The 13,450-nt window shown below is 56.8% G+C and carries 10 protein-coding genes; 1 reads left to right on the top strand and 9 read right to left on the bottom strand.

The annotated features are described in order from the left end of the window. Positions 1–6: 6 nt before the first annotated feature. The 4 genes from carB to H7R76_RS19715 form a co-directional block, all read right to left on the bottom strand. The gene (gene carB / locus H7R76_RS19730; RefSeq protein WP_182966214.1) at positions 7–3,231 is read right to left on the bottom strand and encodes a carbamoyl-phosphate synthase large subunit; all 3,225 of its coding nucleotides are present in this window, start codon (positions 3,229–3,231) and stop codon (positions 7–9) included. Between the two features lie 18 nt (positions 3,232–3,249). Continuing rightward, positions 3,250–4,398, bottom strand: a complete 1,149-nt coding sequence (gene carA, locus H7R76_RS19725) for a glutamine-hydrolyzing carbamoyl-phosphate synthase small subunit (protein ID WP_182966212.1) — start codon at positions 4,396–4,398, stop codon at positions 3,250–3,252. Between the two features lie 455 nt (positions 4,399–4,853). Further along, complete coding sequence (gene dapB / locus H7R76_RS19720; RefSeq protein WP_182929490.1) at positions 4,854–5,675, bottom strand: 4-hydroxy-tetrahydrodipicolinate reductase; 822 nt, start codon at positions 5,673–5,675, stop codon at positions 4,854–4,856. A 255-nt stretch (positions 5,676–5,930) separates the two neighbouring features. Further along, entirely contained in the window at positions 5,931–6,563 is a 633-nt protein-coding gene (locus H7R76_RS19715; RefSeq protein WP_182966210.1) for an alanyl-tRNA editing protein, read from the bottom strand. A 92-nt stretch (positions 6,564–6,655) separates the two neighbouring features. Between H7R76_RS19715 and H7R76_RS19710 the strand changes: the two genes are divergently transcribed. Next, positions 6,656–7,564, top strand: a complete 909-nt coding sequence (locus H7R76_RS19710; RefSeq protein ID WP_182966208.1) for a LysR family transcriptional regulator — start codon at positions 6,656–6,658, stop codon at positions 7,562–7,564. Here H7R76_RS19710 and rihC read toward each other — a convergent pair whose 3' ends face one another. From rihC to ileS, 5 genes are all read right to left on the bottom strand, one after another. Continuing rightward, positions 7,565–8,479 carry a ribonucleoside hydrolase RihC gene (gene rihC / locus H7R76_RS19705; protein WP_182966207.1) on the bottom strand — a complete coding sequence of 305 codons (915 nt, stop codon included), beginning with the start codon at positions 8,477–8,479 and terminating at the stop codon, positions 7,565–7,567. A 66-nt stretch (positions 8,480–8,545) separates the two neighbouring features. Then, positions 8,546–9,496 carry a 4-hydroxy-3-methylbut-2-enyl diphosphate reductase gene (gene ispH, locus H7R76_RS19700; RefSeq protein WP_106925300.1) on the bottom strand — a complete coding sequence of 317 codons (951 nt, stop codon included), beginning with the start codon at positions 9,494–9,496 and terminating at the stop codon, positions 8,546–8,548. A gap of 1 nt (position 9,497) precedes the next feature. After that, positions 9,498–9,947, bottom strand: a complete 450-nt coding sequence (gene fkpB, locus H7R76_RS19695; RefSeq protein WP_035894914.1) for an FKBP-type peptidyl-prolyl cis-trans isomerase — start codon at positions 9,945–9,947, stop codon at positions 9,498–9,500. Positions 9,948–10,090: 143 nt separating this feature from the next. Next, positions 10,091–10,579, bottom strand: coding sequence for a signal peptidase II (gene lspA, locus H7R76_RS19690; protein WP_064547278.1), 489 nt, complete (start codon positions 10,577–10,579; stop codon positions 10,091–10,093). Further along, a complete protein-coding gene (ileS, locus tag H7R76_RS19685) occupies positions 10,579–13,422 on the bottom strand; it encodes an isoleucine--tRNA ligase (protein WP_182966206.1) in 2,844 nt (947 codons plus the stop codon). Before ileS ends, lspA begins: the two co-directional genes overlap by 1 nt. Positions 13,423–13,450 lie beyond the last annotated feature (28 nt).

Genomic DNA, 13,450 nt, shown 5'->3' with positions numbered 1-13,450 from the left:
TCGCACTTATTTTTTAATCTGTGCGTGCATTTCCTGTACGGAAGTGACTTTATCTTTCGCGTCCGCATTCAGCGCCATTGCCGTCGCAAAGCCGCCGTTCAGGGTGGTGTCGTAATGCACCTTGTACTGCAGCGCGCTGCGGCGAATCAGCTTGGAGTCTTCAATCGCCTGACGACCAGCGGTGGTGTTGATGATGTAGGTGTATTCGCCATTTTTGATACGGTCCTGAATGTGCGGACGACCTTCATGCACCTTGTTCACCAGGCGCGGGTTGATACCCGCTTCACCCAGTACAATCGCGGTACCGTGGGTTGCATCCAGCTCGAAGCCCTGTTTCAGCAGCTTAGCGGCCAGGTCAACCACGCGCTCTTTGTCGCCTTCGCGAACGGAGAGCAGCGCACGGCCCTGTTTCTTCATGGTGGAGTTACTGCCGAGCTGAGCCTTAGCGAACGCTTCCGCGAAGGTACGGCCTACGCCCATCACTTCCCCGGTAGAGCGCATTTCTGGCCCTAACAGTGGGTCAACGCCTGGGAATTTGTTGAACGGCAGCACCACTTCTTTCACCGAGTAGTACGGTGGGATGATTTCTTCGGTCACGCCCTGCTGCTTCAGGGTTTTCCCTGCCATCACGCGCGCCGCCACTTTCGCCAGCGGTACGCCGGTCGCTTTGGAGACGAACGGTACGGTACGCGCCGCACGCGGGTTGACTTCAATCAAGTAGACTTCGTTGTCTTTCACCGCGAACTGCACGTTCATCAGGCCGCGAACCTGCAGTTCGAAGGCCAGCTTCTGCACCTGCTCACGCATCACGTCCTGAATTTCCTGGCTCAGCGTGTAGGCTGGCAGGGAACACGCGGAGTCACCGGAGTGAACGCCAGCCTGCTCGATGTGCTCCATGATGCCGCCAATCAGCACCATTCCGCCGTCGCAGATGGCGTCGACGTCGACTTCAATCGCATCGTCCAGGAAGCGGTCCAGCAGCACCGGCGCGTCGTTGGAAACGCTGACGGCGGTCTGGAAGTAGCGCTTAAGGTCAGCTTCGTCGTAGACGATTTCCATCGCACGGCCGCCGAGAACGTAGGACGGACGCACCACCAGCGGGTAGCCAATCTCTTTTGCCTTCTCAACCGCTTGTTCAATCGCGGTCACGGTGGCGTTGGCTGGCTGTTTCAGCTTCAGACGGTCAACCGCATGCTGGAAGCGCTCACGGTCTTCTGCGCGGTCGATAGCATCCGGGCTGGTGCCGATCACCGGTACGCCTGCGGCTTCCAGTTCACGCGCCAGCTTCAGCGGGGTCTGGCCGCCGTACTGTACGATAACGCCCTTCGGCTTCTCGATGCGCACGATTTCCAGCACGTCTTCCAGGGTTACCGGCTCGAAGTACAGGCGGTCGGAAGTGTCATAGTCGGTAGAGACGGTTTCCGGGTTACAGTTGACCATGATGGTCTCGTAACCGTCTTCACGCAGCGCCAGCGAGGCGTGTACGCAGCAGTAGTCAAATTCGATACCCTGACCGATACGGTTCGGGCCGCCGCCGAGGACCATGATTTTATCGCGGTCTACGGAAGGATTGGACTCGCACTCTTCTTCATAGGTGGAGTACATGTAAGCGGTGTCGGTAGCAAATTCCGCCGCACAGGTGTCCACACGCTTGTAGACCGGGTGCAGGTTGTACTGGTCACGCAGCTTGCGGATTTCCGCTTCGCGGACGCCCGCCAGTTTTGCCAGACGCGCATCGGCAAAGCCTTTGCGTTTCAGGTGGAACAGGAAGTCAGCGTCGAGGCCGTTGATACCCACTTCCGCCACTTTCTCTTCCAGACGCACCAGCTCTTCAATCTGTACCAGGAACCAGCGGTCGATGTTGGTCAGGTTAAACACGCCATCGACAGAGAGGCCCGCGCGGAAGGCATCGGCGATGTACCAGATACGCTCAGCGCCTGCGTCTTTCAGTTCGCGGCGGATTTTGGTCAGCGCTTCAGGGTCATCGAGGCTCACTTTCGGGTCGAAGCCGGTCGCGCCCACTTCCAGACCGCGCAGCGCTTTCTGCAGGGATTCCTGCTGCGTGCGGCCAATCGCCATCACTTCACCGACAGATTTCATCTGCGTGGTCAGACGGTCGTTAGCGCCAACGAATTTCTCGAAGTTGAAGCGTGGAATCTTCGTCACAACGTAGTCGATGGACGGCTCGAAGGAAGCCGGGGTACGGCCGCCGGTGATGTCGTTCATCAGTTCATCGAGGGTGTAACCCACTGCCAGCTTGGCAGCCACTTTAGCAATCGGGAAGCCGGTCGCTTTCGAGGCCAGCGCCGAGGAGCGGGATACGCGCGGGTTCATTTCGATAACAATCAGGCGACCGTCTTTCGGGTTCACCGAGAACTGCACGTTAGAACCGCCGGTTTCTACGCCGATTTCACGCAGTACCGCCATCGAGGCGTTACGCATGATTTGGTATTCTTTGTCGGTCAGGGTCTGCGCTGGCGCCACGGTGATGGAGTCACCGGTGTGGATGCCCATCGCATCGAAGTTTTCGATAGAGCAGACGATGATGCAGTTGTCGTTTTTATCACGCACCACTTCCATCTCGTACTCTTTCCAGCCGATCAGCGATTCATCAATCAGCAGCTCGTTGGTTGGCGAGAGATCCAGACCGCGTTCACAGATTTCTTCGAACTCTTCGCGGTTGTAGGCGATACCGCCACCGGTGCCGCCCATGGTGAAGCTTGGGCGGATGATGCATGGGAAGCCGACGTCAGCGGCAACCGCCAGCGCCTCTTCCATGGTGTGCGCGATACCGGAACGCGCGGTGTCGAGGCCGATTTTCTTCATCGCGACGTCGAAACGGCGACGGTCTTCTGCTTTATCAATCGCATCAGCGGTAGCACCAATCATGGTCACGCCGAACTCTTCCAGCACGCCCTGACGCTCCAGCTCCAGCGCACAGTTCAGCGCGGTCTGGCCGCCCATGGTCGGCAGCACCGCATCCGGGCGCTCTTTTTCGATGATTTTACGCACCACTTCCCAGTGAATCGGCTCGATGTAGGTGGCATCGGCCATTTCCGGGTCGGTCATGATGGTGGCCGGGTTGGAGTTCACCAGAATGACGCGGTAGCCCTCTTCGCGCAGCGCTTTACACGCCTGGGCACCGGAGTAGTCAAACTCACACGCCTGACCGATAACAATCGGGCCCGCGCCCAGAATCAGGATACTTTTTATGTCTGTACGTTTTGGCATGGCTCTTATTACTCCTGATTATTTCGCGGACTGACGGTATTGCTCAATAAGCTCGATAAAGTGGTCGAACAGCGGTGCCGCATCGTGCGGGCCTGGGCTCGCCTCTGGGTGGCCCTGGAAGCTGAACGCCGGTTTATCGGTACGGTGAATCCCTTGCAGGGTACCGTCGAACAGAGATTTGTGGGTCACGCGCAGGTTGGCTGGCAACGAGTCTTCATCAACCGCAAAGCCGTGGTTCTGCGCGGTGATCATCACCACGTTCTTATCCAGGTCTTTCACCGGGTGGTTACCACCGTGGTGACCAAACTTCATTTTGATGGTCTTCGCACCGCTCGCCAGCGCCAGCAGCTGATGGCCGAGGCAGATGCCAAACACCGGAACGTTGGTCTGGAGGAATTTTTCAATCGCGTCGATGGCGTAGTCGCACGGTGCCGGGTCGCCAGGGCCGTTAGACAGGAACACGCCGTCTGGATTCATCGCCAACACTTCTTCAGCGGAGGTTTTCGCCGGCACCACCGTCAGGCGGCAGCCGCGGTCAACCAGCATACGCAGGATGTTGCGCTTCGCGCCAAAATCGTAGGCAACGACGTGGAACGGCAGCTCTTCTTCGGACTTGGCTTCCGGCAGGTCACCCGCCAGCGTCCAGCTCCCCTGCGTCCAGCTGTAGGATTCAGCCGTGGTCACTTCTTTTGCCAGGTCCATACCGTTGAGGCCCGGGAACGCTTTGGCGTTTTCCAGCGCCAGCGCGGCATCGAGGTGGTCACCCGCGATGATGCAGCCGTTCTGAGCGCCCTTCTCGCGCAGCAGTCGCGTCAGCTTACGCGTATCGATATCGGCAATCGCCACGATGTTATGGCGTTTGAGGTAAGAAGAGAGGTCTTCGGTGTTGCGATAGTTGCTGGCAATCAGCGGCAGGTCGCGAATAACCAGACCCTGAGCGTGAACCTGAGAGGACTCTTCATCGGCGGCGTTGGTGCCGACATTACCGATATGGGGATAAGTAAGGGTGACGATTTGGCGAGAATAGGAAGGATCAGTGAGGATTTCTTGATAACCGGTCATTGAAGTATTGAAAACGACTTCCCCAACCGCCGAACCCGTTGCCCCTATGGCCCGACCGTAAAACTGGGTTCCGTCTTCCAGAACCAATAGCGCTGACTTAATCAAAACACCCTCCAGAGAATATTTACTCGCTTTATTTGCATATTAATTCATAACAATGGCACAAATCAATGCAAATCTGCTTACCGATGAATTTCTGGCAAACGGCGGCATTCTAGTGACAGCCTCGGCAAATGTCTACCTTAAAGGACAATTTTTATTATTATTTTGCGCCACTGGATAACTAAGCCGCCTCCAGGCATCAAAATGATCAACTAACTAAGAGGAGAAAACGCTTGCGGAGCAGGAAGATTGTCAAATCATGAAGAAGAGAGCAAAAAAGTAGACCAGATGGTCAAAATTTACATTTAACCAACACGTTTATGATAGATAACCTATAAAAACAGGCATCTCAATGTAAAATCATAAAATTAAAGATAAAATAAAGGGCAATAAAATATTGCCCTGTGTAATCAAGTAATTATGACTACAATAACCACATCACGATGGGTAATAAATACTTATAGTTCATTCAAATTCAACACATCACGCATATCAAAAAGACCATTTTTCTTTGATTTAAGCCAAAGAGCCGATCTTACCGCACCGTTAGCAAACGTCATGCGGCTGGAAGCCTTATGCGTAATCTCCACGCGTTCACCAATATCGGCGAACATCGCGGTATGTTCACCGACAATGTCACCCGCACGGACGGTAGCAAAACCAATCGTGCCCGGTACGCGTTCTCCGGTATAACCTTCACGCGAGTAGACCGCGCAGTCTTTCAGATCTTTATCCAGCGCCCCGGCGATCGCTTCACCCATCGCCAGTGCCGTACCTGATGGCGCATCCACTTTGTGGCGGTGGTGTGCTTCAATAATTTCGATATCGGTATAGTCGCCCATCACCTTCGCCGCTTTCTCCAGCAGCTTCAGCATCACGTTGACGCCAACGCTGAAGTTAGCGGCAAATACGATAGCAATGTCCTGAGAGGCATCACGAATGGCCTGTTTACCGGCATCATCAAACCCGGTGGTGCCAATCACCATCCCCTTCCCATGCTGGCGGCAGAAAGCCAGATGCGTCAACGTGCCTTCCGGACGGGTAAAATCGATAAACACGTCAAAATCATCTTTTACCGCTTCCAGGCTGCTCTGAACGGTGACGCCTGCTTTCCCTGCCCCCGCCAGTTCACCGGCATCGCTGCCCAGTAAGCTGGAGCCTTCACGCTCCAGCGCCGCACCCAGTTGTACCCCTTCCATCGCCATCGCGGCCTGGATTAACTGCCGTCCCATGCGGCCACCGGCGCCGGCAATGGCGACGCGGATTTGTGCATCATGCATAGCTATTCTCTTTTGTTAAAATTGCGTAAATCGTTTTCAGAGTAACCAGCGCACAACAGGGTCGCCAGCCGAAAACGCCGATAATTAGAATTTAATGATAAACAGAGAGGAATATCAGTAAAAGACATGATTCATCCCACAGGATGAATCATTGCCGCGATGCAGGAAAGAAGTCAAACGCACTCAGAATGATGCGTAAGCCTAGGGAAATGACGCCAAAGCCATCGTAAACCAATCGATTAGCGTGATTACTTTTCAGGGCAGTAACGTGTAGTGAACGAGCATCCGCCCTTTTTTCATTTTCACATCGCTAATCTTTACCTCACCAATATCGGATAACCGCGCAACGTGCGTCCCTCCGCAAGGATAGGCGGGAAGATCGCCAAAACCGACCCGGCGTAATTCGCCCTCTACGCTGACCCTGCGCGGGAGATCGGCCAACTGCCATGCGCTGATTATCGCCAGCAGCGCTTGGGCCTCAGGCAGCGCGCTTTGTGCCGCAGGCACAAACGTGATCCGTCCTTCACCAGGCCAGTGGTGTGCCTTCACCGGCTGCCAGCCGCAGCGCTCTCCAGCCAGGCCAATCAGATGTCCGGCGGAGTGCAGTCGCGCGTGCTGCTGGCGGACGGAGGCATCCACACAAAGAGTGACCGGCCCCAGCGGCAACGGCTGCGATACGATATGCGCCACGCTGTCGCCGCGTGCGACAACGCCTTCCACCGGCGTCTCATCAATCCAGCCTGCGTCCGCTGGCTGCCCGCCGCCCTGCGGATGGAACAGCGTACGGTCCAGCTCGACGGCGTAGCGGCCGTCGGCTTCTGGCATGCAGCGCAGCACGCATGCCGGCGCTTGAGTATCATCGCGGGTGTAATAAAGTCGTTCGGTCATGGTTGTTCTCCTCTTGATGAGCAGAGTATATTCACTTTACCAACGGTGATAATCCCGCTCTCATTCAATGCATCTTTGCCTGGTATGCACAAATGAATCCAAACCTGCTTCCCGATCTGGCCACCTTCGTGCTGATCGTTGACCACGGTAGCTTCTCTGCTGCCGCCAAAACGTCGGGCGCGACGCCTTCCGCTATTAGCCGCAGCGTTACCCGTCTTGAACGCGCGCTCGGCAGCAAACTGCTACACCGCACCACCCGCAAACTGGCGCTGAGTGAAACAGGAAAAATGGTGTATGAGCACGCGCAGGAGATGCTGAACGCCGCACAATTGGCACTCGACTCCGGCAGCAGCCAGCAGCAGATCGCGCAGGGGAAACTCACGCTCAGCGTGCCCAAAGCGGTGGGGCGTTTTGTTATCCATCCGCTCATGGCCGAATTTTTTACGCGCTTTCCACAGGTGGACGTTTGTCTGCGGCTGGAAGACCGGTATATGGATTTGATTGACGATGGCGTCGACCTGGCGCTACGCATCAGCCAGTCGCCCTCTCCCGGCCTGTACGGCCGCCCGCTAATGCCGGTCAGCCACGTTATTTGCGCCACTCCGGAGTATCTGCGCCAGCACGGCATGCCGGAACACCCGCAGGCGCTGCGCGACCATTGCTGCATCAGCCTTGGCGAGACGCCCGCTGATTCACGCTGGAAGTTTCGGCGCGGCGAAACCGTGGAGACGATTCAGACCCACGGGCGCTATGCCGCTAACCATACCGGCGTGCGGCTGGATGCGGTAAAGCATCATCTTGGTATCGGCAGCCTGCCGCTGTTCACCGCCCGCGAAGCGCTCGCCAGCGGAGAGATTGTGCAGGTTCTGCCGGATTGGGAATTTATCAGCGACTACAGCGGCGAGCTGTGGCTACTGTGGACGCGCAATAAGCATATGCCCGCCAGAATGCGGGCCATGATTGATTATCTGAGTGAAAAACTGCCGCAGTATGGCGAGTGATTACGGCGCACGGGCAAAAACTTCAGCCACCCACTGACGGAACCCCTCCACGTCCAGCGCTAGCGCCACCTGCGCGTTGGCCGGCTGTCCCAATCGCCCTTCGATATCCACCACCGTCGTGCCCGCCGTGTATTGCCCCTGAGTTTCTATCGCCACAAAGCAGCTTTGCAGCGTAAACAGTTCGGGGCGCACCAGCCAGGCAATCGCGCACAGGTCGTGCATGCGCAGGCCGCTCTGCATGCTGCCGCTGCGGTAGTGGCTGAACAGCGCGTGAAGCATGGCGCCGGTTTTATTCAGCGCGGGCAGAGAGGCTAGATATTCCGGCGAAAGCAGCGCCTGGTTGGTGACGTCCAGCCCGCACATCACAATCTCCAGGCCGCTGCGGAACACCAGCGCCGCGGCTTCCGGGTCAATGGCGATATTAAACTCGGCGTTGGGGGTAAAGTTACCGCGCCCGGCGGAACCGCCCATGATCACCAGTCGACGAATATTGAAGCGGCATTCCGGATACTGCGTCAGCAGTAGCGCAATATTGGTCAGCGGGCCAATCGCCACTAGCGTCACCGGCTGCGGCGCGTGCATCAGCGCATCGCGAATGGCCTGAAACGCCGGTTTTGCCAACGGCTGACGGTTATGCTCGACAAAGTCATAGCCCTCCATGCCGGATTCGCCGTGCACCGATGCAGCGTCGCGCAGCGGGCGAACCAACGGGGCAGCCGCCCCCTGCGCCAACGGAACGTCGGCACCCCAGAAGTGCAGGAGTTGCAGACCGTTACGAGTGGTTTTTTCGACCGAAACGTTGCCGGCTACGGTGGTCATTAACTGGAGATCCAGCTCGGGGGCAAAAAGCGCAGCGGCAATCGCTGCGGCGTCGTCGATACCGGGATCGGTATCCAGGAAAATAGGCAGGCGCATGATTTCTCCCTAAAAAAATGCCAGACGTTAAGCCTGGCATTTTTTCATATCTGCGGGAGGATTAATTTATTCGACTTCACGAACATCCACACGCAGCTCGCGCGGCACTTCGAAAACAATGTTTTCTTCACGCCCTTCAAGGGTGATGGCTTCGCCGCCGCCCAGCCCTTGCAGGCGGGCAATCACGTTCTGCACCAGAATATCCGGCGCAGAAGCCCCGGCGGTAACGCCCACGCAGGCCACATCTTTCACCCACGCTTCCTGAATATCTGCGGCGTCATCAATCAGATAGGCGGCTTTGCCCATCCGCTGCGCCAGTTCAGCCAGACGGTTGGAGTTCGACGAGTTTTTCGACCCTACGACCAGCACGACGTCGGCCTGCTGAGCGAGCGATCGCACGGCCTCCTGACGGTTAGTGGTGGCGTAGCAAATGTCGTCTTTACGCGGGCCAACAATTTTCGGGAAACGGACACGCAGCGCGTCAATAACGTCGGAGGTATCGTCCACCGACAGCGTAGTCTGGGTCATAAACGACAGCTTGCTTTCGTCTTTCACCGTCAGCTTCAGTACGTCTTCCGGCGACTCAACGAGGTACATGCCCCCTTTCGGGTTGCTGTACTGGCCCATGGTGCCTTCGACTTCCGGGTGACCGGCGTGACCGATAAGAATCGACTCTTCGCCGCGACGACTGGCGCGCGCCACTTCCATATGTACTTTGGTGACTAGCGGGCAGGTCGCGTCAAAGACCGTCAGGTCGCGACTTTTCGCTTCGTTACGCACGGCCTGAGAAACGCCGTGGGCAGAGAAAATCAGGATCGCGCCGTCCGGCACTTCGCTAATCTGCTCGATAAAGATAGCGCCGCGTGCGCGCAGGCTGTCCACCACGTAGCGGTTATGCACCACTTCATGGCGAACATAGATTGGCGCGCCATAGATGGCGAGCGCATTTTCAACAATGCTGATAGCGCGGTCAACGCCTGCACAAAAGCCGCGTGGGTTGGCCAACAGGATCTGCATGTTACGCCTCCAGTACCGGATCGACTTCCAGTACTTCAATATCAAAATGAACGGTATGGCCCGCCAGCGGGTGGTTGAAATCAACCGTGATGGAGTCACCGTTAATCTCGCGGATCACGCCTGGCATCTCGCTGCCGTCCATTGCGGTGAACAGCATGATAGCGCCGATTTCCGGTTCGCCCGCATCCATAAATTCGCGGCGGGAGAAATACTGGATAAGATCTGGCGTAGAGATACCAAACGCCGCATCCGGCTCCAGAGAGAAGGATTTTTTATCCCCGGCCTTCAGGCCGAGAAGATGCTGCTCCAGCCCTTCAGACAGGGAGGCATCGCCCAGACGAAACAGCGCCGGTTTGCCGTTGTTACGGGTCGACTCAGCGGTAGAGCCATCGTCCAGTTTCAGCGTGAAGTGCACCAGCACTGCGCTATTGCTTTGAATCGAATCAGACATGCAGGGACAGCCTTTTATCTTACGACATTGGAATGACGATTATTGTTATACGTTCAGCGCCGTCTGCGTGCCCGGTGGCGCTACGCTTACCGGGCCTACACAAAACGGTAGGCCGGATAAGCGCGGCGCCATCCGGCACCAGGCTACGCCTGTTTTTTCGGCAGGAAACCTTCCAGCACGATCAGCGCAGCACCGATACAGATTGCGGTATCGGCCAGGTTGAAGGTGGCAAAGTGCCAGTCGCCGACGTAGAAATCGATCATGTCGACAACGAAACCGTGCCACAAACGGTCGAACAGGTTACCCAGCGCGCCGCCAATAATCAGCGCGTAGGCAATGTTGTTCAGCTTTTGCGTGGCCTTAGAGCGATACATCAGCACCGCCAGCGCGACGCAGATACCGATAGCGATACCCGCAAAGAACCAGCGCTGCCAGCCGCCGCTGTCGGCCAGGAAGCTGAACGCGGCGCCATAGTTACGCGCATAATGCAGATTAAGCGACGGGAACAGCGACACCGTATCCCCCAGAGCAAAATTCTGGAGGATCAGGTATTTGCTGCCCAGATCGATAATCAGCACGGCGACAACCAGCCACAGCCAGCGTAACCCTGTTGAACAAATCGATTTACTCATCAGGCAAACTTACGTTTTTCGCCGTCACCGGCCACATTGCTCACACAGCGGCCACAGATGTGCTCCGCTACCTTGCCAACATCAGTGGTGTAGTGCCAGCAGCGCGGGCACTTCTCACCTTCGGCTTTATTCAGCGCCACTTTCAGCCCTTTCAGCAGTTCGCTCTGCTGGGCATCAGCGGTTGCCGCTTCATAATCCGCAACGGTCGCCCCAGAGGTCAACAGGACAAATCGCAATTCGTCGCCGAGCGCGTTCAGCTTAGCCGCCAGTTCCGGCTGGGCGTACAGGGTCACTGCCGCTTCCAGAGAACCACCGACTTTCTTATCAGCACGCGCCTGCTCGATGACCTTGTTCACTTCGCCACGAACCTGCAGCAGTTCTTCCCAGAACGCATCGTTCATCGCTTCGCTGTCGGCCAGGCCAAACAGACCTTCATACCACTCGCCGGTGAAGACGTACTTCTCGCGGTTACCCGGCAGGTAGCCCCAGATTTCATCAGCGGTGAAGGACATGATAGGCGCCATCCAGCGAACCAGCGCTTCTGCGATATGGTACAGCGCAGTCTGGCAGCTACGACGCGCCACGCTGTCCGCTTTCGCGGTGTACTGGCGGTCTTTGATGATGTCGAGGTAGAACGAGCCCATTTCGACGGAGCAGAAGCGCATCAGGCGCTGTACCACTTCGTGGAAGTCATAGGATTCGTAGGCTTTCATGATGTCAGCCTGCGCTTCCTGTGCGCAACCTACGGCCCAACGATCCAGCACCACCATATCTTCCGGTTTCACCATGTCTTTCAGCGGATCGAAACCGTTCAGGTTCGCCAGCAGGAAGCGCGCGGTGTTACGGATACGACGATAGCTGTCGGCAGCACGTTTCAGAATTTCATCCGATACCGCCATTTCGCCGGTGTAGTCGGTTGATGCCACCCACAGACGCAGGATATCCGCGCCCAGTTTGTTCATCACGTCCTGCGGAGAAACGGTGTTACCGATAGATTTAGACATCTTACGGCCCTGACCATCGACGGTGAAGCCGTGGGTCAGTACCTGGCGATACGGCGCTTTGCCTTTCATGGCAACGCTGATCATCAGGGAGGACATGAACCAGCCACGGTGCTGGTCAGAACCTTCCAGATACATGTCCGCAGAATGACCGCCGAACTCAGGGCGCGCATCCACAACGGAGTAGCTGGTTGAACCGGAGTCGAACCACACGTCCAGGGTATCTGGCACTTTCACGTAGTTGTCTGCGTCGTCGCCGAGGATTTCACGCGGGTCGAGATCCCACCACGCCTGAATACCGTCTTTCTCAACGTACTTGGCTACCGCTTCCATCAGTTCAGTGGTGCGCGGGTGCAGCTCTTCGGTGTCTTTATGCACGAACAGCGCCATTGGCACGCCCCAGGTACGCTGACGGGAGATACACCAGTCAGGGCGGTTTGCGACCATGGATTCGATACGTGCTTTACCCCAGGCCGGGATCCAGCCGCTCAGATCTTCTTTCGCCAGGCCTTCCTGCTCGATGCGGTCGATCTCTTTGAGAGACTGAATACGCAGGCCTTTTTTATCCATGCTGACGAACCACTGCGGGGTCGCACGGAAGATGATCGGTGACTTGTGACGCCAGCAGCATGGGTAGCTGTGCTGCATTTTTTCGACATGCAGCAGTGCGCCTTTTTCGGCCAGCAGCGCAACGATTTTGTCGTTAGCTTTGAAGACGTTCACGCCGTCCAGCTCTGGGTAGGTGCCCGCCAGGTATGCGCCATCAGGGCCAACCGGGTTAGCGATTTCCAGACCGTATTTCTGGCTGATCACGTAGTCGTCAGGGCCGTGGCCACCGGCGGTATGTACCGCACCGGTACCGGCATCCAGCGTCACGTGGTCGCCCAGAATCGCCGGAACGTCGAAGCCCATGAACGGGTGGGTGAAGCGCAGCAGTTCCAGCTCGGCGCCTTTGACGGTGCCCAGAATGGTGTAGTCGCTCACGCCGATGCGCTTCATTACGCTCTCAACGAGGTCGCTTGCCAGAATCAGCGCCTGGCCGTCTACCTGCACCAGCGCATAGTCGAAATCAGGCGCCAGAGAAATTGCGCGGTTCGCTGGCAAGGTCCACGGCGTGGTGGTCCAGATAACCAGCGAGATTGGGCCGGTCACGTTAGCGGCACCAAATTTCGCTTTTACCGCATCCTGGTCAGCGGCGTGGAACGCCACGTCGATAGACGGGGAGGTTTTGTCGTAATACTCAACTTCCGCTTCCGCCAGCGCAGAACGGCAGTCAACGCACCAGTGCACCGGCTTCGCGCCTTTGTGCAGGTGGCCGTTAGCCACGATTTTGCCCAGCGCACGAATGATGTTGGCTTCGGTTTTGAAGTCCATCGTCAGGTATGGCTTCTGCCAGTCGCCCAGCACGCCCAGACGGATAAAGTCGGTACGCTGACCGTCAACCTGGGTTGCGGCGTATTCGCGGCATTTGGCGCGGAACTCGGCGGCGGTAAATTTCTCGCCCGGCTTGCCAAACTCCTGCTCAACTTTCAGTTCAATAGGCAGGCCGTGGCAGTCCCAACCAGGCACGTACGGAGAGTCATAACCGGAGAGCCCTTTGGACTTCACGATAATGTCTTTCAGAATCTTGTTTACCGAGTGACCAATATGAATGTTGCCGTTCGCATAGGGAGGGCCATCATGCAGAATGAACGTTTTCTTGCCTTTTTTGGCTGCACGAATGATGCCGTACAGGTCATCATCAGTCCAACGCGCCAGCATTCCCGGTTCGCGCTTGGCGAGATCGCCGCGCATCGGGAACCCTGTTTCCGGCAAATTCAGGGTTGATTTATAGTCACTCATCAGATTCTCGGTTCCGTATATTTACGTA

The organism is Klebsiella sp. WP8-S18-ESBL-06, assembly GCF_014169755.1.
Taxonomy (GTDB): Bacteria; Pseudomonadota; Gammaproteobacteria; order Enterobacterales; family Enterobacteriaceae; genus Kluyvera; species Kluyvera ascorbata_B.
The sequence above is the reverse complement of the archived record's forward strand: the minus strand, read 5'-3'. Positions and strand labels throughout refer to the sequence as shown.